The 24,091-nt window shown below is 64.2% G+C and carries 23 protein-coding genes and 1 tRNA gene; 12 read left to right on the plus strand and 12 right to left on the minus strand.

Annotated elements, in window-relative coordinates; translation table 11 throughout:
• Window positions 1-99 precede the first annotated feature (99 nt).
• Window positions 100-330, plus strand: coding sequence for a hypothetical protein (locus WHT83_RS00305; RefSeq protein ID WP_406872647.1), 231 nt, complete (start codon window positions 100-102; stop codon window positions 328-330).
• A gap of 137 nt (window positions 331-467) precedes the next feature.
• Here the strand turns inward: WHT83_RS00305 and WHT83_RS00310 are convergent, their stop codons facing one another.
• Window positions 468-1,379, minus strand: a complete 912-nt coding sequence (locus WHT83_RS00310; RefSeq protein WP_406872648.1) for a LysR family transcriptional regulator — start codon at window positions 1,377-1,379, stop codon at window positions 468-470.
• 178 nt (window positions 1,380-1,557) lie between these two features.
• Here WHT83_RS00310 and WHT83_RS00315 point away from each other — a divergent pair, with 178 nt between their 5' ends.
• The 4 genes from WHT83_RS00315 to WHT83_RS00330 all read left to right on the plus strand — a co-directional run bounded on the left by WHT83_RS00315 (window position 1,558) and on the right by WHT83_RS00330 (window position 7,131).
• The gene (locus WHT83_RS00315; RefSeq protein WP_406872649.1) at window positions 1,558-2,658 is read left to right on the plus strand and encodes a Bug family tripartite tricarboxylate transporter substrate binding protein; all 1,101 of its coding nucleotides are present in this window, start codon (window positions 1,558-1,560) and stop codon (window positions 2,656-2,658) included.
• 140 nt (window positions 2,659-2,798) lie between these two features.
• A complete protein-coding gene (locus tag WHT83_RS00320; RefSeq protein ID WP_406872650.1) occupies window positions 2,799-4,823 on the plus strand; it encodes a tripartite tricarboxylate transporter permease in 2,025 nt (674 codons plus the stop codon).
• A gap of 49 nt (window positions 4,824-4,872) precedes the next feature.
• Window positions 4,873-6,021 carry a 4-oxalomesaconate tautomerase gene (locus tag WHT83_RS00325; RefSeq protein WP_406873905.1) on the plus strand — a complete coding sequence of 383 codons (1,149 nt, stop codon included), beginning with the start codon at window positions 4,873-4,875 and terminating at the stop codon, window positions 6,019-6,021.
• Window positions 6,022-6,072: 51 nt separating this feature from the next.
• Window positions 6,073-7,131 carry an isocitrate/isopropylmalate dehydrogenase family protein gene (locus WHT83_RS00330; protein WP_406872651.1) on the plus strand — a complete coding sequence of 353 codons (1,059 nt, stop codon included), beginning with the start codon at window positions 6,073-6,075 and terminating at the stop codon, window positions 7,129-7,131.
• 77 nt (window positions 7,132-7,208) lie between these two features.
• Here WHT83_RS00330 and rraA read toward each other — a convergent pair whose 3' ends face one another.
• The 4 genes from rraA to WHT83_RS00350 all read right to left on the minus strand — a co-directional run bounded on the left by rraA (window position 7,209) and on the right by WHT83_RS00350 (window position 11,049).
• On the minus strand, window positions 7,209-7,703 hold the full coding sequence (rraA, locus tag WHT83_RS00335; RefSeq protein WP_343061708.1) for a ribonuclease E activity regulator RraA: 495 nt from the start codon (window positions 7,701-7,703) through the stop codon (window positions 7,209-7,211).
• Complete coding sequence (locus WHT83_RS00340; RefSeq protein WP_406873906.1) at window positions 7,687-8,676, minus strand: D-2-hydroxyacid dehydrogenase family protein; 990 nt, start codon at window positions 8,674-8,676, stop codon at window positions 7,687-7,689. Before WHT83_RS00340 ends, rraA begins: the two co-directional genes overlap by 17 nt.
• Window positions 8,677-8,744: 68 nt before the next feature.
• Window positions 8,745-9,656 carry a LysR family transcriptional regulator gene (locus WHT83_RS00345; RefSeq protein WP_108606887.1) on the minus strand — a complete coding sequence of 304 codons (912 nt, stop codon included), beginning with the start codon at window positions 9,654-9,656 and terminating at the stop codon, window positions 8,745-8,747.
• A gap of 292 nt (window positions 9,657-9,948) precedes the next feature.
• Window positions 9,949-11,049 carry an AbrB family transcriptional regulator gene (locus WHT83_RS00350; RefSeq protein ID WP_406872652.1) on the minus strand — a complete coding sequence of 367 codons (1,101 nt, stop codon included), beginning with the start codon at window positions 11,047-11,049 and terminating at the stop codon, window positions 9,949-9,951.
• Window positions 11,050-11,167: 118 nt separating this feature from the next.
• Between WHT83_RS00350 and WHT83_RS00355 the strand changes: the two genes are divergently transcribed.
• On the plus strand, window positions 11,168-11,827 hold the full coding sequence (locus WHT83_RS00355; RefSeq protein WP_183262442.1) for a GntR family transcriptional regulator: 660 nt from the start codon (window positions 11,168-11,170) through the stop codon (window positions 11,825-11,827).
• Between the two features lie 51 nt (window positions 11,828-11,878).
• On the opposite strand, the gene WHT83_RS00360 is transcribed toward WHT83_RS00355, so the two are convergent.
• Both WHT83_RS00360 and acnA read right to left on the minus strand, forming a co-directional pair.
• Window positions 11,879-12,616 carry a TSUP family transporter gene (locus WHT83_RS00360; protein WP_199914579.1) on the minus strand — a complete coding sequence of 246 codons (738 nt, stop codon included), beginning with the start codon at window positions 12,614-12,616 and terminating at the stop codon, window positions 11,879-11,881.
• A gap of 123 nt (window positions 12,617-12,739) precedes the next feature.
• Window positions 12,740-15,430, minus strand: a complete 2,691-nt coding sequence (gene acnA, locus WHT83_RS00365) for an aconitate hydratase AcnA (RefSeq protein ID WP_318763299.1) — start codon at window positions 15,428-15,430, stop codon at window positions 12,740-12,742.
• Between the two features lie 404 nt (window positions 15,431-15,834).
• Between acnA and tcuA the strand changes: the two genes are divergently transcribed.
• The 3 genes from tcuA to WHT83_RS00380 all read left to right on the plus strand — a co-directional run bounded on the left by tcuA (window position 15,835) and on the right by WHT83_RS00380 (window position 19,499).
• Window positions 15,835-17,256, plus strand: coding sequence for an FAD-dependent tricarballylate dehydrogenase TcuA (tcuA, locus tag WHT83_RS00370; protein ID WP_406872653.1), 1,422 nt, complete (start codon window positions 15,835-15,837; stop codon window positions 17,254-17,256).
• On the plus strand, window positions 17,253-18,386 hold the full coding sequence (gene tcuB, locus WHT83_RS00375; RefSeq protein ID WP_406872654.1) for a tricarballylate utilization 4Fe-4S protein TcuB: 1,134 nt from the start codon (window positions 17,253-17,255) through the stop codon (window positions 18,384-18,386). Before tcuA ends, tcuB begins: the two co-directional genes overlap by 4 nt.
• A 219-nt stretch (window positions 18,387-18,605) precedes the next feature.
• Window positions 18,606-19,499, plus strand: a complete 894-nt coding sequence (locus tag WHT83_RS00380; protein WP_406872655.1) for an outer membrane protein — start codon at window positions 18,606-18,608, stop codon at window positions 19,497-19,499.
• On the opposite strand, the gene WHT83_RS00385 is transcribed toward WHT83_RS00380, so the two are convergent.
• Window positions 19,387-19,839 carry a DUF995 domain-containing protein gene (locus tag WHT83_RS00385; RefSeq protein WP_183262447.1) on the minus strand — a complete coding sequence of 151 codons (453 nt, stop codon included), beginning with the start codon at window positions 19,837-19,839 and terminating at the stop codon, window positions 19,387-19,389. The two genes, WHT83_RS00380 and WHT83_RS00385, sit on opposite strands and share 113 nt — an antisense overlap.
• A gap of 147 nt (window positions 19,840-19,986) precedes the next feature.
• Window positions 19,987-20,071, minus strand: a tRNA-Leu gene (locus WHT83_RS00390).
• A 183-nt stretch (window positions 20,072-20,254) separates the two neighbouring features.
• On the opposite strand from WHT83_RS00390, the gene WHT83_RS00395 reads away from it, so the two are divergent.
• Entirely contained in the window at window positions 20,255-20,842 is a 588-nt protein-coding gene (locus WHT83_RS00395; protein WP_406872656.1) for a YqaA family protein, read from the plus strand.
• Between the two features lie 37 nt (window positions 20,843-20,879).
• The gene (locus tag WHT83_RS00400) at window positions 20,880-21,395 is read left to right on the plus strand and encodes a disulfide bond formation protein B (RefSeq protein WP_406872657.1); all 516 of its coding nucleotides are present in this window, start codon (window positions 20,880-20,882) and stop codon (window positions 21,393-21,395) included.
• A gap of 82 nt (window positions 21,396-21,477) precedes the next feature.
• Here the strand turns inward: WHT83_RS00400 and WHT83_RS00405 are convergent, their stop codons facing one another.
• Both WHT83_RS00405 and WHT83_RS00410 read right to left on the minus strand, forming a co-directional pair.
• Complete coding sequence (locus WHT83_RS00405; RefSeq protein WP_108606854.1) at window positions 21,478-22,035, minus strand: HNH endonuclease; 558 nt, start codon at window positions 22,033-22,035, stop codon at window positions 21,478-21,480.
• A 118-nt stretch (window positions 22,036-22,153) separates the two neighbouring features.
• The gene (locus WHT83_RS00410) at window positions 22,154-22,807 is read right to left on the minus strand and encodes a DNA-3-methyladenine glycosylase (protein ID WP_318763681.1); all 654 of its coding nucleotides are present in this window, start codon (window positions 22,805-22,807) and stop codon (window positions 22,154-22,156) included.
• A 75-nt stretch (window positions 22,808-22,882) separates the two neighbouring features.
• Here WHT83_RS00410 and gluQRS point away from each other — a divergent pair, with 75 nt between their 5' ends.
• Window positions 22,883-23,758: a tRNA glutamyl-Q(34) synthetase GluQRS gene (gluQRS, locus tag WHT83_RS00415; protein WP_406872658.1), complete on the plus strand. Its 876-nt coding sequence runs from the start codon at window positions 22,883-22,885 to the stop codon at window positions 23,756-23,758.
• On the opposite strand, the gene WHT83_RS00420 is transcribed toward gluQRS, so the two are convergent.
• Window positions 23,755-24,042 (minus strand): hypothetical protein, encoded by a 288-nt coding sequence (locus tag WHT83_RS00420; protein ID WP_055973121.1) that lies wholly within the window; start codon window positions 24,040-24,042, stop codon window positions 23,755-23,757. The two genes, gluQRS and WHT83_RS00420, sit on opposite strands and share 4 nt — an antisense overlap.
• Window positions 24,043-24,091 lie beyond the last annotated feature (49 nt).

Here is a 24,091-nt window from a genome sequence, read left to right on the forward strand (position 1 = left end):
TCAACACACTCCATCTTCCGCGAATTTCGCTGACAGGATGTACTGGACAGCGATTAAGAAACGGTTGGGCGGCAACGTTGTGGCCAGGAGATGCCGGGCATGATCTCGCAAGATGAGCGCAAGTCGATGTTGCGGGCCCATTCGATCGGCCCGACAATGATCCGTTATCTCGAAGAGATCGGCATCGAGCGGCTGGCCGATCTTCGCGGCGCCGATGCCGCCGAGATCGCGCTCCGCATCGACATTGCGCTCGGCCGCAAGCACATCAACAGCCTGGGCGTGGCGGCCCTTCGAAATCTGATCGAGCTTGCCAAGCGCGAGACGGGGTGAGCAGGTGCGCTTGCGCGACGGCGTAGGCGTCCCTCGCAGCCAGGCTCTCTTCCACGGCTTAGGGATAACGTCGCGCACGACGATACAAACACTTGGCTCGTGCCGCCGATCACGCGCCCGCGCCTCCGGAGTTCGGATCAATCCCCCTGTTGACCGCCCTGCCATGCCCCCATGATCATGCGACGGAAGTGTTCGGCAGCGGGTGAAAGCGTGGCGGCGCGCCGGCGGACGATGCCAATCGTCCGCGAAATCAACGGGTTGCCCAGCGGCCTCGTGATGATGATGGGATGATCGGGTCCGGGTGTCGCCGTGCGCGGAAGCACGGAAATCCCGAGGCCTGCCTCCACCAGGCCGAGCGAGGTCGACAGGTGCGTCACCTCGTAGGACCACCGCAGTTCGATGTTCGACCGCGCAAGCGTCGCGTCGAGCATGGTGCGGTTGCCGCTGGAGCGGTGCACGGTGATCAGCGGGTACGGCGCCAGATCCATCCAGCCGACCTCCTGCCGCATCGCCAGGGGATGATCGCGCCGCGCCGCCAGCACGAACGGATCTTCGGCGATGCGATCGAAGATGAGCTCCGGATCGGAGGTGCCGATGAAGTTGATCCCGAATTCCACTTCGCCGCGCGAGACGGCCTGCAGCCCTTCCGTCGCCGTCAGGTCGAGAATGCGGAAGCGGATGTCCGGATATTCCTGGTTGAACTGCTTGATCACCGTCGGCAGGAAATAGAAGGCGGCAGTCGGCAGGCAGGCGATCGTCACCAGCTCGCTTCGCCGCACGCCCCGGCCGCGGGCAGCAAACAGGGAACTGTCGAACTCCTCCAGCATGCGCTGCACCAGCGGCACAAGTTCGAGGCCGAGCGCGGTGGGCGAAACATGCCGGGTGGTGCGCTCGAGAAGCCGCGCACCTATCGATGCCTCCAGCTTCTGGATGCGGCGGCTGAGCGCCGGCTGCGACAGGTTCAGGGCATCGGCCGCCCGGTGAAAGCTTTCAAGCTCGACGACGCCGAGAAAAGCCCTGAGATCGAGGATTTCACAATTGATGCCCATGACGCATCACTGCTCCAAAATTTTGCACTTAACTTAATAATCCAGTTGGCGCATATGCCTCAAGGGTGAAACGACGAAGATCATGCCCGCCGATGGCGATCATGGGACTTGGCGTTTCCAATCGTTATGTGTACGTTTGTATACATTTGAACGCATAGCTATTTTGGGGAGGAAAAACATGGCTGATTTTACGCGTCGTCAACTGCTTGCCGCCGGCTCCGCCGCAGCGGTACTTGGACTAAGCGGAGTGCGCCCGGCATTTTCGCAGGCTTCGGTCGATTTCGCCGGCAAGACCGTCGAATGGTGGATGCCCTTCTCCGAGGGCGGCGGTTCGGACGTCTGGGCGCGATTCTTCGCCCCCTATCTCTCGAAATATCTTCCGGGCAACCCGAACGTCGTGGTCCGGAACGTGCCCGGCGGCGGGTCGATCACCGGGTCGAACGAATTCGTCGCCCGCGCGCGGCCCGATGGGCTTGCGATCCTTGGCACGTCGGGATCGACGCAGTTTCCGTTCCTGCTCGGCGATCCGCGCGTGCGCTACGATTACGCCAAGCTTATTCCCGTACTCGTCTCGCCGACGGGCGGCGTCTGCTACCTGCCCGCCAAGTTCGGCGTCAAGACGCCGGCCGAACTGAACAAGATCAAGGACCAGGACCTGGTCTACGGCAGCCAGGGCGCGACCTCGCTCGACCTCGTGCCGATGCTTGCCTTCCGCCTGCTCGGCCTCAAGGTCCGCCATGTGTTCGGCATGCAGGGGCGCGGCGACGGCCGCCTTGCCTTCGAACGCGGCGAAGCGACGATCGACTACCAGACCTCCTCCGCCTACCTGACCAACGTCACCCCGCTCGTCGAGGCCGGCACGGCCGCTCCGATGTTCTCCTGGGGCGTCCTCGACGCCCAGGGCAACGTCGCCCGCGATCCGACATTCCCCGACCTTCCCCACTTCGTCGAAGCCTACGAGATGATGCATGGCAAGAAACCGTCCGGCATCGAATATGACGCCTACCTCGCCTTCTTCGGCTCCGGCTTCGCGGCCCAGAAGCCCTGCATGCTGCCGGAAGGCACGTCGGACGACATCGTTGCGACCTATCGCAAGGCCTTTGCCGACGCCGTGGCCGATCCGGAGCTGCAGAAGGCCAAGGGCGACGTTCTCGGCGACTACACGCAGGCCGTCGGCAACGACATCGAGCAGCTCTACAAGGTCGCCACGACGATCAAGCCCGAAGCGCGTGACTGGGTGCGCAACTTCCTGAACACGGAATACCAGGTCAAGCTCTGATCGACAGAGTGCCCGCCGCCGACAGGCGGCGGGCAAGCCTGCGCGACGCCTGCGGCGCTCGAACATCCACCTGCCGACAGTGACCAGGCTGGCGCGAGGGCGCCGCCCCGCAACTGTTGCCTATCGAAAGGACAGCCACAGTGATCGATGTGTTCGTCACTTCGCTCCAGAACCTGCTGACCCTCCACCACCTCAGCTACATGATGATCGGCGTTGCGATCGGCCTCGTCGTCGGCATCCTGCCGGCGCTCGGCGGCATTGCCGGCATGTCGCTGCTGCTTCCATTCGTCTACGGCATGGAGCCGACCGCAGCGATTGCGATGATGGTCGGCCTGCTGGCGGTCATTCCCACCTCCGACACCTTCTCCTGCATCCTCATGGGCATTCCGGGGTCGTCCGCCTCGCAGGCGACAGTGCTCGACGGCTTCCCCCTCGCCCGCAAGGGCGAAGCAGCACGCGCGCTGAGTGCGTCTTTCTCGGCGTCCATGATCGGCGGCCTTTTCGGCGCGCTGTGCCTGACCGCCATCGTCATCGTGGCGCGTCCGCTCATCCTGAGCTTCACCTCGGCCGAACTGTTCATGCTGGCCATTTTCGGCCTGTCCATGGTGGGCGTGCTGTCGGGCAGCAGCCTCGCCAAGGGCGTGGCCGCCTGTGCGCTGGGCCTCGCCTTCGGGGCGATCGGCACCGCTCCGGCAAATGGCGGCGAACGCATGACCTTCGATTCGCTGTACCTGATGAGCGGCCTCGAGATCACCATCATCGGCCTCGGCATCTTCGCGCTGCCGGAAGTGCTTGACCTGCTGCGCGGCCAGGCAAGCATCTCGAGCACGGGCAAGCTCGGCCAAGGCTGGCTGACCGGCGTGCGCGATACCTGGCGGGAAAAGTGGCTGACGCTGCGCTGCGCGACGATCGGGGCCTGTGTCGGCCTGATGCCGGGCCTTGGCGGCAGCGTTTCGGACTGGATCTCCTACGGCCACACCGTCCAAAGCGCCAAGGACAAGTCGCAATTCGGCAAGGGTGACATCCGTGGCGTCATCGGCCCGGAAGCGGCCAACAATTCCTGCGCCGGCGGCAACCTGATCCCGACCCTGCTCTTCGGCATCCCCGGCTCCGGCTCGATGGCGATCTTTCTCGCCGCGATGATCCTGATCGGGCTTCAGCCAGGGCCCGGCATGGCCGATCCGAAGCGCGACCTCGACCTCACCTATACCGTGGTCTGGACGCTGGCGCTCGCCAACGTCGTCGGCACCGCGGCCTGCATCGCCCTGTCACCGAGCATCGCGCGCCTCACGACGATCCGCTTCGTGCTGTTCGCGCCCTTCATGATCCTCATCATCGTCTTCGGCGCATTCCAGTCGACCCGCTCCTTCGAGGACATCCTGGCCCTGCTGGTCATCGCGCTGACGGGCATCTTCCTGAAGCGCTTCGGCTGGCCGCGGCCGGCCTTCCTCATCGGCTTCGTGCTTGCCGGCCAGGTCGAGACCTATTTCTACCAGGCGGTCCAGTTCTACGGCTATGGCTTCCCGCTTCGGCCCATCGCCGTCGCGATCGCACTGATAACGATCGCCTCGCTCTGGTTCACCAGCCGGTCGCGCCAGGCACCAAAGGAGGAAACCGTCCCCGGCGGCATCACCACCGACATCGACTTCGAGCGCGAGGAAGACGAAACGGCCGCCGCCAAGAACCTGTGGCCGCAGGTGATCTTCACCGCGATCGCCGTCGGCTTCTTCATCTTCACGATCGCCGAAGGTGCGCAGAACTCGTTCCTCGACGCGGTGTTCCCGGTCTCGGTGGGCATCGTCGGCCTTCTCACTGCCGCCTTCGTGCTGTTCTGGCAGGTCAGGGGCGCGACGGGACGTGGGCCGGCAGGCACCGTCAATTTCGACCTCGATGACGGTGCGAGCAGCGGCAGCCTGTGGCGGTTCGTCGGCTGGCTGGTCGGCTTCGTTATCGCGATCGGCCTTCTCGGCTTCACCCTCGCGCTCGTCGGCTTCTTCCTGGCGTTCCTGAAGGTCGTCGCCAAATCAAGCTGGCTGCAGGCGAGCGTCCTGACCGCTGCAGCCGTCGGCCTGGTGCTGGTGCTGACGTCGATCCTCAACATGAACCTGCCGGGCGGCCTGCTGCAGCACTACTTCTACAGCCAGCTGGTCTGGCCCCTGCGCTGAACTTCCGCCCCGGCGGCAACGCCGGGGCTTTTGCATGCCGATTTTAAAAGTGCGCAATTGCATCCAATTGTCGACATTACCGAACGAGGTCACCTTGCCCGCACAACACGCCATTCCCTGTATCCTCATGCGCGGAGGAACATCGAAGGGACCCTATTTCAAGATGCAAGATATCCCGCAGGACCCAGATGTCCGCGCGCGGGTGCTGCTGGCCGCCATGGGCTCGCCCGACATCCGCCAGATCGACGGCATCGGCGGCGCCGATACGCTGACCAGCAAGGTCGCGATGGTCGGCCCGTCCGACCGGGAAGGCGTCGATGTCGACTATCTCTTCGCACAGGTTTCGGTAGACAAGGCGATCGTCGACACCTCGCCCTCCTGCGGCAACATGCTGTCCGGCGTCGGCCCCTTCGCCATCGAGATGGGCATGGTGTCAGTCAACGGCGAAAAGACCAGCGTCGTCATCTACGACATCAACACCCAGAGCCGCATCGAGGCGATCGTCGAGACGCCGGATGGTGTCGTCAACTACGAGGGCAACGGGCGGATCGACGGGGTCCCGGGCACGGCGGCCGAGATCCGGCTCAATTTCATGGACATCGTCGGCTCGAAGACGGCCACCCTGTTGCCGACGGGCAAGCCGGTGGAGGTGATCGACGGGGTCAAGGCCACGCTCATCGACGTCGCGGTGCCGATGATGATCGTCCGCGCCGCCGACCTCGGCAAGACGGGCTATGAGTCAGCCGCGGAACTCGATGCCGACAAGGATTTCTTCGCACGCATGGAAGCGATGCGCATGGAAGCGGGCCGGCGCATGGGCCTCGGCGACGTGACCGGCAAGGTCGTGCCGAAGATGGCCATGCTGGCAGCGCCGCGCGAGGGCGGAAGCGTCGCCGCCCGCTACTTCGTTCCGCACAAGACCCACGCGGCCTTCGCCGTCACCGGCGGGCTGTGCGTCTCCTCCTGCGTGCTGGTTCCCGGCACGGTGGCAGCGGGCATCGCCAACCGGCCCGAAGGCGACGACTGCACGGTGATCATCGAGCATCCGACCGGCCTCATCGACGTCGCCATGACGACGAGGCCCGACGGCAACTCCGTCGAGATCATCAGCGGCGGCGTCGTGCGCACCGCGCGAAAGTTGATGGAAGGCACCGTCTTCGTGCCCGCCGCCACGCTGACATCGACGCCGGCGGCCTGAGCCGCTGGCCGCCAAAACAACCGCATACCCGCTTCTGGAGTCCGTAACATCATGAAACTGCTTGTCCTTCCCGGCGACGGCATCGGCCCTGAAATCGTCGGCGCGACCGTGGCGGTGCTGAATGCGGTCGACCGCCGCTTTTCGCTCGGCTTCAGCTACACGACACGAGACATCGGCCTCGCATCACTGCAAAAGATCGGCACGACGCTGCCGCCAGACCTGCTCGAGCAGGCGCGCCGAATGGACGGAACCCTGCTCGGCCCGATTTCCACTCTGGACTATCCGCCCCGCGACAAGGGCGGCATCAACGTCTCGGCGGCCTTCCGCACCCAGCTCGACCTCTTTGCCAACATCCGCCCCGCACGCACCCGCGAGGGTGTCTTCCATCGCGGCACGGCGATGGACCTGGTCATCATGCGCGAGGCGACGGAGGGCATGTATCCCGACCGCAACATGCATGCCGGCAGCGGCGAATACATGCCGACGGAAGACATGGCGATCTCGATGCGCAAGGTGACGGCAACGGCAAGCGAGCGCATCGCAAGGGCTTCCTTCGAACTGGCGCGGAGGCGCCGCAAGAAGGTCACGGCGGTGCACAAAGCGAATGCCTTCGTCCTGACCGACGGACTGTTCCTGAAGGAGGTCCGCAAGGTCGCAGCCGACTATCCCGACGTGCAGTTGGAGGAGGTCCTGATCGACGCGATGGCCGCGCTGCTGGTCCGCGACGCGAGCCGCTACGACGTGATCTGCACGACCAACTTCTACGGCGACACCCTGTCCGACCTGGCTTCCGAACTCTCCGGCAGCCTGGGCCTGGCAGGCTCCCTGAATGCCGGAACGGACAATGCCGCCGCCCAGGCCCAGCACGGCTCAGCGCCCGACATCGCCGGCCAGGACAAGGCCAATCCGACCTCCATGATCCTGTCGGCGGCGATGCTTTTGCACTGGCACGGCGAGCGTTCGGGCGACCGGCGCCACGTCGAGGCCGCGACCTTGATCGAGCGCACCGTCGACCGGGTCATCTCCAACGCTGCGACCCGTACCGGCGACCTCGGCGGGCCACTCGGCACGAAGGCGTTCACCGACACCCTCATCGCCGCTTTGGGCTGAACTGGAGACGAAGACGGCGCGTGGGCCTTGCCCTCGCGCCGTCGCGATCGATGGGTCACCATGTGGCCCTAGCCCAATCAGCCCGCCTGATGCACGGCCTTGTCGGCCACCAGAACGCCGTCCGCGTCGGCATAAAGATATTGCCCCGTGCGGAACTCGACGTTGCCGAAAGCAAGCGGCACGTCGCGTGCACCGTGGCCCGTCTTGCCGCTCTTCTTCGGCGCCTGGCCGAGCGCCATAACGCAGAAGTCCATGGCATCGATATCGGCGCTGTCGCGGATCGCGCCGTGGATCAGCAGCCCGCGCCAGCCATTCGCCAGGCCGAGGGCCGCGATCTGGTCGCCGACCAGGGCACAGCGCAGCGATCCGCCTCCGTCGACGACGAGAACCCTGCCCGTGCCGTCGCTTTCGAGCGTTGCCCGCAGCAGCCGATTGTCCTCGAAGGTCTTCAGCGTGACGACTTCGCCATGAAATCCCTTGCGCCTGCCGTATGTTTTCCATTGCATTTCGCAGAAGCGCACCTCGGCGTCGTTGCTATCGACCAGGTCCGCCGTCTTAACGATGTCCGTCACGATCTTCCTCCCTCTTCGGCTCGGCCAGCACCCGCATCGGCGTGCCGGCGCGCCAGGCCTTAATATTCTCGACCGCATCGCGATAGAAGGCCCCATAGGCACCCTCGGTCACATAGCCGAGATGCGGCGTCAGCACGGTATTGGACGCCGTGCGCAACGGATGGCCGGCCGGAAGCGGCTCGATGTCGAAGACGTCGAGCCCGGCCTTGATCCGCCCCTGCCGGAGCGCCTGTACCAGGGCCGCTTCGTCCACCAGAGGCCCGCGCGCGGTGTTGATCAGCCACGCGCCCTGTTTCATCTGCCCGAATTCGCCGGCCCCGACGACATGCCGGCTGCGTTCGCTGAGAACGAGATGCAGCGACACCACGTCGGCCTCGCGAAACAGCGTCTCCTTGTCGACGCGGCGTGCGCCGGTCTCGGCGGCGCGTTCGTCCGTCAGGTTCGGGCTCCAGGCGATCACCTCCATTCCGAATGCCTTGGCGATCGGCACCATGCGTCCGCCCAGCTTGCCGAGTCCGACGAGCCCCAGCGTCCTGCCGCCGATGATCGTGCCGACCGTCTGCTGCCATCCCCCCGCCCGGATGCGGGTGTCCTCCTCGGGGATCGAACGGGCGAGCGCCAGGATCAGCCCCCAGGCGATCTCCGGCGTTGCATGGGCGGATTCGCCCGCATGGGTGTGACAGACGGTGATGCCGCGAGCGACCGCCGCCTCCATGTCGATGGTGCGCACGCGAGCGCCGGTGACAACCACCAGCTTCAGGGCCGTCAGCCTGCCGAGCAGCGAGGCCGGCAGCGGCATGCGCTCCCGCATGAGGCACAGCACGTCGAAACCGGTGAGAGCGCGGGCGGCTTCGTCCTCTGTTGCGAGGTTCCGGCCAAAACGGACGATCTCGCAATCATCGCCGAGTGAGGCCCAGTCGGCAAGCGAGAGTGCCACATCCTGATAATCATCGAGGATCGCGATACGGAGCATGCGTTCAGACCTTTCCAAGCGCGTCTGGATCAAGGGAAATGCCCGCCCGCCCGGCATCGCGAGCCCGCCTACCCCAGAGGGATGTAACTCTTGCGCGCGAGCGTCAGAAATTCGCGGATTGGCCTCGAAAGCGGGCTCGACTTGCGGCGCACGGCGAGCAACTTTCGAATCGCCCAGTCGTCCGAAAGGCGAACACTGATGACATCGGTTCCGGCAAGCAGATGCAGGCTCGTCGAGCGAAGGAAGCCGATGCCGAAACCGGCTTCCACCATCCGCACCAGCGACGGGAAGGTTTCGACCCGCACCCGCTCGCCGAGCGCCCGGCCGCTGCGGGCGGCAGCAGCGCTCAGCAGCCGATCCAGCGCGCCGCTGTGGTGGATTCCCACCACCTCGTGTTGCGCGACATCGTCGAAAGCAATCGGCTTTCCCGATCGCAAGCGCTCCGCCAAAAGATGGTCCGGCGCGCAAAGCACGATCACATTGTCGTCCTCGAATATCTCGGTCTCGAAGCGGGCGACATCGTTGTTGTCGGCCACGAAAGCGATATCGGCCTGTCCGTCGTCCATCGCCGCAAGCGCAAGACCGGCCGACATCTCCTGGATATCGAGGCTGATGCCCGGATGGCTTTCCGCAAAGGTCGCCAGCAGTTCTGGAAGCCTGCCCGACAGGGCCGAGCTGGTGCAGGCGAGCCGCAGCGATCCGCGGGTGCCGGTGGCAAAATCGACCATCTGCGTATGGAGATCGGCGATCTCCCTCAGGATCTCCCGGCAACCGGAAACGTAGAGCTCTCCCGCTGGGGTCAGGCGCACCCCCTGCAGGGAGCGGTCGAACAGCGCGACCCCGAGCCGGGCCTCGACTTCGCTGATCCGCCGGCTGACAGCCGAAGCGGCGATGTTTTCATGCTCTGCCGCCCGCCCGATGGACCCGTATCGGGAAACCGCGACGACGAGGCGCGCGGTCACTGGATCGAACGGTGGCATGTCGCCCCTCCGTCAGTGCCGGCACGGCCGTGTGGTCGGCCAGAGCAAAGTCGCGCCTGATCCGCCCGAGCAACCGCTCGTCGAAACGGTGCAGCCGATAGTCGGCGCAGCGCCGGACGAATGCCAGATACCGCTCGATAGCCACTATAGAATTGGTGAGGATGACCAGTGCCACGGCACGCTCCACCGACTGGAGATTGTTCTGTGTCCATGGTCTATCGGCTCCTGTTGCTGCCGTGTAGCGACGGTTGGCGAGGGCGGCATCTCGGTTGGGCAACACCCGCCATCTTCTTCAGCCCTTACCCGTCGCTCCTGCCAGCCGCAACCAGGCCGGCAGGATCAAGGGCGTGGCGACAACGATGATCACCACGCGGCTGAGATGGTGCAGGCTCACGAAGGCGGGGTCCGCATTGAACGAGATGGCAATCAGGCTCATCTCCGGCAGGCCTCCGGGCACCAGCGCGAGCAGGCCGATGGCGAAGGGGATATCGAGAAACCGGTCGAAACCGATGGCGAAGATCACCGCCATGGCCAGGCTGAAGCAAGTGAGCACCGTCCCGAGCATGACGCCGGTGACCAGCACCCGCCGCTCGACGCCGATAAAATGCTGCCCGATCGTTGCCCCGATCACCACTTGCGCGACCGCGATCACCAGACCGGGCACGCCCGCGCCCGTCAGGCCGGTGACGTGGGCCAGGGCGCTGAGCACCAGCGGACCCGTCAGGTTTGCCGCGGGCAGGCGGAGGCGGCGGCCGAGCAGGACACCGACGACGGCGCAGAAGACCAGCACGGCCGCGTCTGCGAGCGGCAATGCCATGGTCCAGTCGACCGTGCGGTCGACGGTGCCCCCGCCGATCGCCGCAAGCGCCCCCGACAGGCTGAGCGACAACGGCACGGTGGTGATCAGCAGCACCAGGCGCGTCGCGTGAACCATGCTCACGCTGCGCACGTCGGCATTGAAGGATGAGGCCATCACGATCAGTTCGCTCAGGCCGCCCGGCATGCCGCTCAGGGCCGCCGTGGTCGGGTCGAGCCTGCCCAGGCGGCGGCAGATGAAAATACCGAAAGCGGCGGTGATGATGGTGTAGACGGCGACGGCGGCGAGACTTGCCGACCACTCGCCTGCCTGGCGCAGGACCTCGGGCTTGAAGGCGCTTCCGACCATGAGCCCGATGACGGCGATCATGGCCGCCCGGGGCTTCGGCGAGGCGTTCACGCGCACACCCGCAATGGCAAGCACCGTCGTGACCGCCATGGCGCCGAGCATCCAGCCGAGGGGCAGGCCGAGCAAATAGCCCAACGCGCCGCCGGCCGTGCCGAAGGCAAGCGTGCGCAGCGTATGGAACAGAGGGATGGCCTCACCTCCCCCGCGCATTGTCCGGCTGTCATACATCGGCAGGCGCCAAATCACGTCGCTCTATTCTGCATCCAATTGTATGCAATACAGCAAGACCGTGGACAATGGCCAGTTCCTTCTATAGCCGGAATGTCCACACTGGAGAGAGCATGCGATGACCGCATCGAAGGATCTGCTGTCCAAGACCCGCGGCCAGAGCACCTATCAGGCCATTCTGGCGGCCATCCGGGACGGCATATACCGGCCGGGCGACCCGCTGCGCGAGGAAGAGGTGGCGGCACGCCTGAGCGTCAGCCGGACGCCCGTCCGCGAGGCCCTCGGCCGGCTGCAGGAGAAAGGCCTTCTCGAGGCGGCACCGGGTCGCGGCGTCGCCGTGTCGATCCTGTCAATGCGGCAGATTTTCGAACTCTACGCCATGCGCGAGGAGCTCGAGGGCATTGTCGCCCGCTATGCCGCGCGACACGCAACCGAAGCCGAGATCGCCAATCTCGAACGCCTCAACGCCCAATTCGCCGCCGCGGCCGACGATCCGAAGCTCGCCGCGCAATGGAACCGTCAGTTCCACGCCCGGCTCTACGATGCTGCCCGCAACCGCTACCTTCGCCAGGCCGTCGAAGACCTGCAGGAAACGATCGCGCTTCTGCCTGACACGACCTTCATCCAGGAAGGCCGCACGGCTACCGCGACCCAAGAGCATGTCTCCATCATGGAGGCAATTCGCCAACGCGACGCGGAAGGCGCGGAGAAGGCCGCCGTCGACCACATCAAGGCCGCGCTCGAAGTCCGCCTGATCATCACCAAGACCGATAGCTGAAACCGCTCGGCCGCCTGCCTCAGGCCAGACAGGGGCCCCGGCCGAGAACGCTCAGGCGAGTTGCATCAGTCCCGAGACGAAATAGACGGCGCCGATCCCGGTCACGATCCAGCGTGTCCAGGCGCGGAAATTCGCATCCGTCATGCGCTGCAGGATGATGTTTCCGGACCGTGTGCCGAGGACCGCGATGGGCACCGCCGCGACGACCGCGAGCCAGCCCTCCGACGAGAGCGTCAGCGCGGCGTCCCAATAGAATGCCACCTTCGTCGCATGGGTCAGGAACTGGATGGCAGCCTTGGTGGCGATGATCGTTCGCCTGTCCATTGCGGTACGGATGAAGAAGATGTCGATGCTCGGTCCCGAAACCCCGACGCTGATCGCCAGGCCGCCGGATATGAAGCCGCAGGCATAGGCATGCAACGGCTTCGACGCGTCGAGTTCGAGCTTCTTGACCGGCACCCATACGAGAACCGGCATCAGGCCGATGACGATGGAGACCACGACGAGGCTCGGGCGGTAGGCGACGACGTACAGCAGGAGAGCGGCGCTGAGCAGCCCGGCGCTCAGGATTGCCAGGATGCGCAGGTCCAGGTAATCGCGCGAGAACCAGGCCCGCGATCCGTTCGAGACCATCTGCACCATGCCGTGGACCGCGATCGCGGTCGCCACCGGCACGAGGAAGAACAGGACCCAGAGCAGGATCATCCCGCCGGCCATTCCGAAGATACCCGACAGCAGCGATGTCAGGAACACGGTGATCGTCATGCAGGCGAAGAGAACAGCGGTCACGGATCGGTCCGGGATTGTCCGGGCGGAGGCGCCGGCGCGGGGTCGTTCGGCGGCAGGATCTGCCGCCGTCTCATGGCATGGGCGCCGGATTGATCGCCGGCGCCCACTTCGTGTTGTCCGAACTTACGCTGCGAGGTCACGCAGGACGTATTGCAGGATGCCGCCGTTTTTGAAGTAGTCGAGTTCGTCGAGCGTATCGATGCGGCACAGGATCGGCACGTCCTTGGTCGAGCCGTCGGCGAAGGTGACCTTGGCGACCATCTTCTGGCGCGGCTTGATTGTCTCCAGGCCCTCGATCGTCACCTGTTCGTCGCCCTTGAGGCCGAGCGTCTTCCAGCTCGTGCCATCCTCGAAGGTGAACGGGATGACGCCCATGCCGACCAGGTTCGAGCGGTGGATGCGCTCGAAGGACTGGGCGATGACCGCGCGAACACCCAGGAGATTCGTGCCCTTGGCCGCCCAGTCGCGCGACGAGCCGTTGCCGTATTCGACGCCGGCGAAGATCACCAGCGGTGTGCCTTCGCTGCGGTACTGCATCGCCGCATCGTAGATCGGCATCTCTTCCTTGGACGGATAGTGGAAGGTGTAGCCGCCCTCGCGGCCGTTCTCGCCGAGCATGTGGTTGCGGATGCGGATGTTGGCGAAGGTGCCGCGCATCATCACCTCGTGGTTGCCACGACGCGTGCCGTACTGGTTGAAGTCGGCGACGCCGACGCCATTGTCGGTCAGGTACTTGCCGGCAGGCGAGGCCGCCTTGATCGAACCGGCCGGCGAGATGTGGTCGGTGGTGATCTTGTCGCCGAACAGGCCGAGCACGCGTGCGCCCTCGATCTTGCCGATCGCACCCGGGCGCGCGCCCATGCCGACGAAGTAGGGCGGGTTCTGCACATAGGTCGACTGGTCGTCCCAGGCATAGGTCTGGCCTTCCGGCGCCTGGACGTTCTGCCAGTTCTCGTCGCCCTTGAAGACGTCGGCATATTTGCGCGCAAACAGCTCGCGGGTGACGTTTTCGGCGATGAACTGGTCGATCTCGACATTGGTCGGCCAGATATCCCTCAGGAACACCGGCTTGCCGTCGCGGTCCTCGCCGAGCGGCTCTGTGGTCAGGTCCTTGGTCACCGAACCGGCAAGCGCATAGGCGACCACCAGCGGCGGCGAGGCCAGGTAGTTGGCCTGCACGTCGGGCGAGACGCGGCCTTCGAAGTTGCGGTTGCCCGAAAGCACCGCCGCACCGATCAGGCCCTTGTCGTTGATGGTCTTGGAGATCGGGGCCGGCAGCGGTCCGGAGTTGCCGATGCAGGTGGTGCAGCCGAAGCCGACGAGGTTGAAGCCGATCTGGTCGAGCTCCTTCTGCAGGCCGGCCTTCTCGAGATATTCGGCCACCACCTGCGAACCCGGCGCCAGCGAGGTCTTGACCCACGGCTTCTGCTTGAGGCCGAGGCGGTTGGCGTTGCGGGCCAGCAGCCCGGCACCGATCAGCACGCTCGGGTTCGAGGTGTTGGTGCACGACGTGATCGCGGCGATCACCACGTCGCCATGGCCGAGATCGAACTTTTCACCTTCGACGGCATAGCGCTTCGACTGGTCGACGGTCTTCTTGTATTCGGCTTCGAGCGCGGTCGCAAAGCCCGCGGCGATGCCTTCGAGCGGAATGCGGCCCTCGGGGCGCTTCGGGCCGGCCATCGACGGCACGACGGTTTCGAGGTCGAGCTCGAGCAGGTCGGTGAAGACCGGATCGGCCGACGAGGCGTCGCGCCACATCCCTTGCGCCTTGGAATATTCCTCGACCAGTGCGATGCGGTTTTCGGCGCGGCCCGACATGTTGAGGTAGCGGATGGTCTCGGCATCGACCGGGAAGAAGCCGCAGGTCGCGCCATATTCGGGCGCCATGTTGCCGATGGTGGCACGGTCGGCCAGCGTCATATTGGACAGGCCCGGGCCGAAGAACTCGACGAACTTGCCGACGACGCCCTTCTTGCGCAGCATCTGGGTGACGGTCAGCACCAGGTCGGTGGCGGTGACGCCCTCCTTCAGCTTGCCGGTCAGACGGAAGCCGATGACCTCGGGCAGCAGCATCGACACCGGCTGGCCGAGCATCGCCGCTTCCGCCTCGATGCCGCCGACGCCCCAGCCGAGCACGCCAAGGCCGTTGACCATGGTGGTGTGCGAATCGGTGCCGACGCAGGTGTCGGGATAAGCGGTGGTTTCGCCGTCCTCGGTGTTCGTCCACACCGTCTGGGCCAGGTATTCGAGGTTGACCTGGTGGCAGATGCCGGTGCCGGGCGGCACGACGCGGAAGTTGCGGAACGCCTGCTGGCCCCACTTCAGGAACTTGTAGCGCTCTTCGTTGCGCTCGTATTCGAGCTCGACGTTGCGGGCGAACGCCAGCGGCGTGCCGAACTCGTCGACGATCACCGAGTGGTCGATGACCAGATCGACCGGCACCAGCGGGTTGATCTTCTGCGGGTCGCCGCCGAGCGAGGCGAGGCCGTCACGCATGGCGGCGAGGTCGACGACGGCGGGGACGCCGGTGAAGTCCTGCATCAAAACGCGCGCCGGGCGGTAGGCGATCTCGACACCGGCGGTGCCCTTGTCGGTCAGCCAGCCGGCGACCGCCTGGATCGCCTCCTTGGTGACGGTGCGGCCGTCTTCGTTGCGCAACAGGTTTTCCAGCAGCACCTTCATCGAATAGGGCAGCTGCGAGATGCCGGTCAGGCCGTTCTTCTCGGCCTCGATCAGGCTGTAATAGACATAGTCGGTGCCAGCAGCAGTCAGCGTGCGGCGGCAATTGAAACTGTCGAGTGATTTGGACACGTGCGATCCATCCTTGTCTGTTCAGCCTACACGGGAACGGACTCCGATGGCATGCAATCACGCGCAAAGGTGCGGGTACGGCCATTTCCGCTGTCCGGCCCCAAGCAACCCGAGCCGTTCAAGGCGGCGCGTGCGCTGGTTCGGCGCATATTCGCTTTCCATGCCGACCGCTGGCATGGTCGAACTGGCATATAGCGGATTCCCGAAATCCCGCCACAAGAATGCATCCATTTGCATACTGCCATTAGGCGATTGGGGGCTTCTCCAATGGCGAAGCCTTGTTTTCATTTCATTTTCATCGATCGAAAGGCAGTCACCCAGCCCTGGTCAACTTGACTGTATACAAATGTGTGCAATAAGACGCTGGAGGTCAAATCAACGGCAGAGGCGGATCGGTTCCAGGGATGATTGGCGCATCGACAGAATACGACGTGCTCGTCGCCGGCGGCGGCAATGCCGCCCTGTGCGCGGCAATCAGCGCCAGGCGCGCGGGCGCCAGCGTGCTCGTCGTGGAAGCAGCCCCGCGCTTCTATCGGGGCGGCAATACCCGCCACACCCGCAACATGCGCTGCGCCCACGACGCGGCAACCGAAACGCTCTCCGGCCCCTATTTCGAGGACGAGTTCTTCGACGACCTGCTGCGCGTGACCGGCGGCAACACGGACGAGGATCTGGCGCGCATGATGATCGCCGAATCCAAGCGGATGCTGACCTGGATCGCCGAACAAGGCGTGCGTTTCCAACCCTCTCTCGGCGGCACACTCAGCCTGGGTCGCACCAACTCCTTCTTCCTCGGCGGCGGGCGGGCCATGCTCAACGCCCTCTACCGGACCGCCGAAAGCCTCGGCGTCGAGGTCGTCTATGACGCGGAGGTCGTGGGCCTCGACATCGAAGGATCGCAATTCCGCTTGGCCCGGGTCCGGCACGCCGACAGGGAAACCACCGTCCGCGCAAAATCCTTCGTCGCGGCCAGCGGCGGCTTCGAGGCGAACATCGAATGGCTGAAGGAAGGCTGGGGCGAGATCGCCGATAACTTCCTGATCCGCGGCACGCCCTACAATCGCGGCACGGTGCTGAAGATGCTGATCGACAGCGGCGTCAGGCAGATCGGCGATCCGACTCAATGCCATGCCGTTGCGATCGACGCGCGGGCGCCGAAGTTCGACGGCGGCATCATCACGCGCCTCGACTGCGTGGTCTTCGGCATCGTCGTCAACAAACATGCCGAGCGGTTCTACGACGAGGGCGAGGACGTGTGGCCGAAGCGCTACGCCATCTGGGGCCGTCTTGTCGCCGCCCAGCCCGACCAGATCGCCTATATCGTCTTCGACGCCTCGTCGCTCGAACTCTTCATGCCTTCCCTGTTTCCACCGGTGCAGGCGTCGACGCTGGGCGAGCTTGCCGTCAAGCTCGGGCTTGAGGCCACGGCGCTCGAACGCACGGTCGCCGCCTTCAACGACGCGGTCCGGCCCGGCCACTTCGACCACACGAGCCTCGACGACTGCCGCACCGAAGGCATCGAGCCTCCCAAGAGCCATTGGGCGCGGCGCATCGAGCAGGCGCCCTTTTATGCCTATCCGGTGCGGCCGGGCATCACCTTCACCTATCTCGGCGTCAAGGTGGACCGCCGGGCGCGCATGGTGATGGAAGACGGGCGGCCTGCCGCCAACATGTTCGCGGCCGGCGAGATCATGGCCGGCAACGTGCTCGGCCAGGGTTATGCCGCAGGGATCGGCATGACGATCGGCAGCGTCTTCGGACGCATCGCCGGCCGCGAAGCCGCTGCCCTCGTTTCGTCCACCTGCCCGTCGTCGGAGGCCGCATGAACATCCACGCTCCGTTCCAGCCGGCGCATGCGACGGCAAGCCTCGCCGAAGCCGACCGTCTGATGACGGTCTGCAATTCCTGCCGCTATTGCGAGGGGCTCTGTGCCGTCTTTCCGGCAATGGAGATGCGGCGCGCCTTCTCGGACGGCGATCTCAACTACCTTGCCAATCTCTGCCACAGTTGCGGCGCCTGTTTCCACGACTGCCAGTTCTCGCCGCCGCATGAGTTCGACGTGAACGTGCCTAAGACGCTGGCGATCGTGCGCAACGACTCCTACCGTGCCTATGCCTGGCCGCGCGCCTTTTCAGGCCTTTTCCATCGCAACGGGCTGGCGATCAGCCTCATCGCCGCAGTGAGCGTCGCTGTTTTCGTCGCCGGCTTTGCCGCCTGGCACGACCCGGTCGTGGTCTTCGGCGTGCATACCGGCCCCGGCGCTTTCTACAAGCTGATGCCGCACGATGTCATGGCCCTGCTGTTCGGCGTTGCCTTTGCCTACGCCATCGTCGCTCTCGCCATGGGCGTGCGCAATTTCTGGAAGGACATCGGCGAACCCTTGGCAACGCTCGGTGAACCTGCCTCGCTCTGGCAGGCGATCAAGGATGCGTGCAGCCTACGCCATCTCGACGGCGGCGGTGTCGGCTGTATGAACGAGGACGACACCCCGACCGACCGCCGGCGCCTCTATCATCACATGACCTTCTACGGTTTCATGCTCTGCTTCGCCGCCACGTCCACGGCGACGCTCTACCACTACGTGCTCGGCATGGAAGCGCCCTACCCGGTCTACGATCTCCCTGTCGTGCTCGGCACGATCGGCGGCATCGGCCTCCTCGTCGGACCTGCCGGCCTTCTTCACGCGAAATGGCGGCGCGACCCCGTCCTCAAGGACGGCTCGCGCACCGGCATGGACGTTGCCTTCCTCACCATGCTGTTCCTGACCAGCCTGACGGGGCTGCTGCTGCTCGTCCTGCGGGCCACGCCTGCCATGGGCCTGCTGCTCGCCCTCCACCTTGGCGTCGTCTTCAGCCTCTTCGTCACCATGCCCTACGGCAAGTTCGTCCACGGCATCTACCGGTTCCTGGCCCTGGTTCGCTACGCCAGGGAAAAGCGGCAGATCGACGGCGCCTGACCGAGAAGCCGGCGAAGAGCCCCCTCTCGTTGCGAAGAATATCAAGCTTTGGTGGATCATAAGGCGGTGCGATGAAAAGCATTTATATCCAGAGTCGCTAATAAAAGATGATGCCCCTAGCCGGCGTTGTTTCGGCAAGGGCGGTTACTTTTCAGATTGCAGGAAGCGTGTTATCGACCACCACGGACAATTGTACTTGGGGGGCCTATGAGACAGCTATTGCTTGCCACGAGCGCGCTGGCGCTTGGTGCCGGAACCGCTGCCGCGCAGGATCAGCCATACGACTGGTCGGGAGCGTATGTCGGCGTGCAGGCCGGGTATGCCGTGGGTCAATCCCTCTACACAAACACGGACTTCCCCACCGAATACGTCGATTACGATCCCGACGGCTTCTTTGGTGGCGTCTACGCAGGCTACAATTTTCAAATGTCCAACAATGTCGTTCTGGGCATTGACGGTGACTTGAACTTCACGGGCATCAAGGGGACCAATGACTACTGGTGGGTAGGCGGAATCCCGGTTCCGACAGCAAGCGCCGAGATCAAGTACTCAGCCGCACTTCGTGCGCGTCTCGGCTATGCAATGGGTCGGTTCCTGCCATATGTCGCCGGCGGGCTTTCCGCGGCAAAATACGACTTCGATTTCGTCAGGGATAGTACCGGCTTCGTATACTATGAAGAAAGCAAGTCCATGGTTGGCTGGAATGTCGGCCTGGGCGCCGAATATGCGGCCACCGACAATCTCGTTCTGCGCGCCGAGTATCGCTATTCTGATTATGGCTCCAAAAGCTTCGCGCAGCCGGACTTCTTCAGTATCGATGATGCAAACATCACGCTGTCGTCGCACGACTTCCGCTTAGAGTCGCCTACAAGTTCTGACGCCAGCCCCGTCATGATCGGCATATGCACTTCCATCTTTGGTGGCGGCCCCATACCCGCAAGACGGAGTGTCAACGCATTGGTCATCTGTCAGAGGGGCCGAGCCCCCCTGACACTCAAGGTCATTTCTTCAATGCAGCGAATTCTTTCGAGACCCTGTCGCCCTTGGAAAGTCGCGATGGCTCATTGTCTCGATATGCGTCCGCTTTCGCTTCATCGCCGGACCAGCGCATAAAGTACTTCTCGCCTGATTTGTGCCACGTGTAGCAGTCATCGACCTTCTGCTTTTTTCCGGATGCCACTTGAACGGTTTCAATGGTCAGGCACATCTTGTTGCCAGACACTTTCCAGTTGCCTTCGCCGTAGGCCTTTTTGTCTTTACGCACCATTTTCGCAGAGCCATCGGAAGCGAAGAAGATGCGGACACTTTTCCAGTCAGACGACTTACCCTCGTACATGCTGCGGACTTCTTGAGACGATAGCTCAGTCGCACCTTCCGGTAATGTCGCAGATAGCGTCGTTGACAGTGGTACACATGTAAAGAAAATCGCAGTCACACTAAGCCTGAATTTCATCACACAACCCTCCCAATCTCGCGATCAATATTAGCAATGACTAATGTATCACGAAAGAAGGGGATATACTATGAGAGCCTGCCTGCGGGCCGCGTAGCGGGTCCCTTCAGGTACGATGCTGATTTATTGGCTTTCCACCATAGTTAGTGGTGCCCCTAGCCGGGATCGAACCAGCACTCCTTGCGGAACTCGATTTTGAGTCGAGCGCGTCTACCAATTCCGCCATAGGGGCCTGCCCTAAACGGACAGATCGGTCGCGGACTATACGGTCAGCCACCCGTCCGTCAACTGCCCCGGCATGCGATTGTGCGACAGATTGTGCAAGTAAAGCTCGTTTCGCATTCGTGAACTCCTCACGCATTGTGCGCCACAGCATTTCTTCCTAAACAGGCAGCGCGTTATCCTAGGGGGCCAGATGCTTCGCCGACTCTACGACTGGACCTTGTCGCTCGCGGCAAGGAAATCCGCCGAATGGTGGCTGGCTTTCATCGCCTTCATCGAAAGCTCGATCTTCCTGGTGCCGGCCGACGTGCTCTATCTGCCGATGGCGCTGTCGCGGCCCGACCGCGCCTACCGCTACGCGATCGTGGCGACCGTGGCCTCCGTGCTCGGCGGCATCGCCGGCTGGTTCCTCGGCCATTACGCCTTCGAGGCGGTGGCAAAGCCGGTGCTCGAATTCTACGGCAAGTATGACGATTTCGAAGCGCTCAAGCTCGCGTCCGGCACCGGCATCATCCTCTTGATGCTGGTCACCTCGGGCCTCTCTCACCTGCCGCCGATCAAGGTGGTGACGATCCTTGCCGGCGTCGTCGGCTTCCCGCTCGGCTGGTTCATCGTCTCGGCGATCATCGCCCGCGGCGCCCGCTTCCTGTTTTTGGCATGGCTGCTCAGGACCTATGGCGAGCCGATCAAGCACTTCATCGAAAAGCGCCTCGGCCTGCTGGCCGGCATCGCGGCCGCTGCCCTCATTTTGCTCTATCTTCTCGTCAAATACCTCCACTGAGCGGCAAGCGCCGGTAACAACAGCTGGGCAACACGAAATGACCACCCTCGCCTCCCCGACAGGCCGCAGCCAGACGCTGACGGCGCTTTTCCTCGCCGTTGCCATGGCCGTCGTCGTCGGCACCGCCCTCGGCTTCCAGCACATCGGCGGCTACATGCCCTGCAAGCTCTGCCTCGAGCAGCGCACGCCCTATTATGTCGGCGTGCCACTGATGGCGTTGGCCGCCCTTTCGTCGGCCATGCACTGGCCGGCCTGGATGACCCGGGCGCTGCTGGCCCTGGGCGGGCTGCTGATGCTGTACGGGCTTTATCTCGGCGCCTATCACGCCGGCGTCGAATGGCGCTGGTGGGCTGGCCCGACCGACTGCGCGGCGGTGAGCGGCACCATCGACACCGGCGGCAAGGGCCTGCTCGACGTGCTCAACGAGGTCGTGCCGCCCCGTTGCGAGGATGCAGCACTTCGCGTTCTCGGCCTGTCCTTCGCCGGCTGGAACGTTCTCGCAAGTGCGTTCCTGGCGGTCGTGGCGCTGCGCGGTGCGTTCAGGAAGGGGTGACGACGTTGGGGAGTTCGCGATCCGTCGCGCCCCGTCCCGCCGGACATCTCCCCCGCAAGGGGGGAGATCAGATCAGCCTTCATCAAGGCTCCAGTTCGACATCCCAATAGAGATAATCCATCCAGCTTTCGTGCAGATGGTTGGGCGGGAACAGCCGGCCGTTGTTGTGCAGGTCGTGCACCGTCGGCTGGAACGGTTTCTGCAGCGGCCACATCTTGGCCTTGGCCGGCATCAGTCCGCCCTTGCGCAGGTTGCAGGGCGAGCAGGCGGCGACGACGTTTTCCCAGGTCGTCGCACCGCCGCTGTGGCGCGGGATGACATGGTCGAAGGTCAGATCCTCCGGCGTGCCGCAATACTGGCACTGGAAGCGGTCGCGCAGGAAAACGTTAAAGCGGGTGAAGGCCGGATAGCGCGACGGCTTCACATAGGTCTTGAGGCTGACGACGCTGGGCAGCTTCATCGAGAAGGTCGGCGAGGAAACGGCGTGCTCGTATTCGGCGACGATGTTGACGCGCTCGAGGAACACCGCCTTGATCGCGTCCTGCCAGGACCAGAGCGACAAGGGGTAGTAGCTGAGCGGACGATAATCCGCATTCAGCACTAGTGCTGGGAGCCCATCCGGAGACACGGCAACCGTCACTTCGTGTACCTCCTTGGCTCCCGAACCTAACGGTGCGGATACTGTAAGCCCGAGGTGACAGGAATGTGAAGCGCCTTGTCGGTCACAAAGCCCGTCAAAAATACGCGATTTTGCGCATTCAGGCGGGATTTCCGGCCGGCGGCGCGCCATCGCGACCCCGGGTCTCGCGATAATACGCCCAGAACAGCCGCGACGCGACCCCCCGCCACGGCGCCCATGATTCGGCAAGCCGAATCAGCGCCTTCTCGCCGGGGCGCGGATCGATACCGAGCGCATGGCCGACGGCCGACTGCAGGGCGACGTCGCGGGCCGGAAAGATGTCGGGGTGGCCGGCGGCGAACAGCAAATAGACCTCCGCCGTCCACGGCCCGATGCCTGATATGGCGACCATCCTTGCCATGGCTTCCTGCGCTTCGAGGCGACAGAGACCATCAAGGTCGAGGCCGTCGGCGGCAGCCTGGGCGACGGCCAGCAGCGTGCGCTGCTTGGGCCTGGACAGGCCGGCTTCGCGGAACATGTCCTCGCCGGCAGCGAGCAGCGCCGCGGGTGTGAGCGGGTCGACAAGTGTGGTCAGCCGACCGAAGATCGCCTTGGCGCTTGCCGTCGAGACCTGCTGCGAAACAATGATCGAGGCGAGGCTGGCGAAACCGGGCTCGGTCAACCTGAGCGGCACCTCGCCGGCAATGCCACGCACGGCCTCCAGCCGCGGGTCGAGCGCGCAGAGTGCGTCGAGACCGCGATGTACGTCGTCGAGATTGGAGATCCGGCGCATGGCGTCACTTGTTAGGTTGCGTCGGGCAACGTAGCAATCGGCAACGCAAACCTTCAATGCGAAACCGCAACGCTCATGACTGCTCCTGTCTTCCGCTTCGCCCCCAGTCCGAATGGTGAGTTGCATCTCGGCCATGCGCTTTCGGCGCTGACCAACCAGCGCATGGCAAAGGCCGTCGGCGGCCGGCTGCTGCTGCGCATCGAAGACATCGACGTCACCCGCTGCACGCCGGAATTCGAGGCCGGCATTTTCCGCGACCTGTCCTGGCTCGAGCTGACCTGGGAGGAGCCGGTTCGCAGGCAGTCGGAGCATTTCGGCGCGTATGAAGCCGCGCTCGACCGCCTCAGGCGCGAGGGGCTGGTCTATCCGGCATTCATGAGCCGGGGCGATATCCGCGCCGCGATCATGACGTTCGAGGCCACGGGGAAGACCTGGCCGCGCGATCCCGACGGCGCGCCGCACTATCCCGGCACCGACAGGACCATTTCGACGCGCGAGCGCAAGCGACGCATCGATGCAGGTGTACCCTTTGCCTGGCGGCTCGACACGGCAGAAGCGCTAGCGCGGCTCGATGGCCGGCTTAACTGGCTTGAATGGGCCGACGAAACGATGGGCACGACCACCGACGTGGCAGCGGACCCGCTGCAATGGGGCGACGTCGTCATCGCCCGACGCGAGATTCCGACCAGCTATCACCTGTCTGTGGTTGTCGACGACGCGCTGCAGGGAGTGAGCCATGTCGTGCGCGGTCGCGACCTCTATTTCGCGACCTCGGTGCAGAGGCTGCTGCAGGAGATGCTCGGGCTGCCGCAGCCGACCTATTTCCACCACAGGCTGGTGCTCGGGACGGATGGCCGCAAGCTATCGAAAAGCCAACGCGACACCGGCCTCGCGGCATTGCGCGAGGCCGGTGAGTCGCCGCAATCGGTGATGCGGATGCTACAGACCTAGAACCTGGCAAATCCCGCCTTGACCAGCGCCAGCACGCTGATGAAGACGAATGCGCCGCCAAGCCCCCAGGCGACGGCGAGGTTCAGGTCGCGCAGTGTAATGCCATAGCTGTTGGCGACCAAGACAGCGCCAAAGAAGCCGACCGTGAACAACAGCATGTTGCCGGTCGGGCCGAAGCCGTCGTCCTTCATGATCGCGTCGAGTGCAGCGCCAAAGAAGAACGCCATGACGGCGACGAAGGCGATTGCCATCATCAACCAGCCCGGGTCGAGATTCCACAACATCCTCGGTCCTTTCAGAGGCCGACTGTGTAGTTTCTACCGGGCCGCCTCC

Origin of the sequence: Aminobacter sp. P9b, from assembly GCF_045345995.1 — a bacterium.
GTDB lineage: Bacteria > Pseudomonadota > Alphaproteobacteria > Rhizobiales > Rhizobiaceae > Aminobacter > Aminobacter niigataensis.

What these genes read in the sequence shown, in the direction of transcription:
- WHT83_RS00305 (WP_406872647.1), top strand. Translation starts at nt 100, where the DNA reads ATGATCTCGCAAGATGAGCGCAAGTCGATGTTGCGGGCCCATTCGATC.
- WHT83_RS00310 (WP_406872648.1), bottom strand. Translation starts at nt 1,379, where the DNA reads ATGGGCATCAATTGTGAAATCCTCGATCTCAGGGCTTTTCTCGGCGTC.
- WHT83_RS00315 (WP_406872649.1), top strand. Translation starts at nt 1,558, where the DNA reads ATGGCTGATTTTACGCGTCGTCAACTGCTTGCCGCCGGCTCCGCCGCA.
- WHT83_RS00330 (WP_406872651.1), top strand. Translation starts at nt 6,073, where the DNA reads ATGAAACTGCTTGTCCTTCCCGGCGACGGCATCGGCCCTGAAATCGTC.
- WHT83_RS00340 (WP_406873906.1), bottom strand. Translation starts at nt 8,676, where the DNA reads ATGCTCCGTATCGCGATCCTCGATGATTATCAGGATGTGGCACTCTCG.
- WHT83_RS00345 (WP_108606887.1), bottom strand. Translation starts at nt 9,656, where the DNA reads ATGCCACCGTTCGATCCAGTGACCGCGCGCCTCGTCGTCGCGGTTTCC.
- WHT83_RS00350 (WP_406872652.1), bottom strand. Translation starts at nt 11,049, where the DNA reads ATGTATGACAGCCGGACAATGCGCGGGGGAGGTGAGGCCATCCCTCTG.
- WHT83_RS00355 (WP_183262442.1), top strand. Translation starts at nt 11,168, where the DNA reads ATGACCGCATCGAAGGATCTGCTGTCCAAGACCCGCGGCCAGAGCACC.
- tcuA (WP_406872653.1), top strand. Translation starts at nt 15,835, where the DNA reads ATGATTGGCGCATCGACAGAATACGACGTGCTCGTCGCCGGCGGCGGC.
- tcuB (WP_406872654.1), top strand. Translation starts at nt 17,253, where the DNA reads ATGAACATCCACGCTCCGTTCCAGCCGGCGCATGCGACGGCAAGCCTC.
- WHT83_RS00385 (WP_183262447.1), bottom strand. Translation starts at nt 19,839, where the DNA reads ATGAAATTCAGGCTTAGTGTGACTGCGATTTTCTTTACATGTGTACCA.
- WHT83_RS00395 (WP_406872656.1), top strand. Translation starts at nt 20,255, where the DNA reads ATGCTTCGCCGACTCTACGACTGGACCTTGTCGCTCGCGGCAAGGAAA.
- WHT83_RS00400 (WP_406872657.1), top strand. Translation starts at nt 20,880, where the DNA reads ATGACCACCCTCGCCTCCCCGACAGGCCGCAGCCAGACGCTGACGGCG.
- WHT83_RS00410 (WP_318763681.1), bottom strand. Translation starts at nt 22,807, where the DNA reads ATGCGCCGGATCTCCAATCTCGACGACGTACATCGCGGTCTCGACGCA.
- gluQRS (WP_406872658.1), top strand. Translation starts at nt 22,883, where the DNA reads ATGACTGCTCCTGTCTTCCGCTTCGCCCCCAGTCCGAATGGTGAGTTG.
- WHT83_RS00420 (WP_055973121.1), bottom strand. Translation starts at nt 24,042, where the DNA reads ATGTTGTGGAATCTCGACCCGGGCTGGTTGATGATGGCAATCGCCTTC.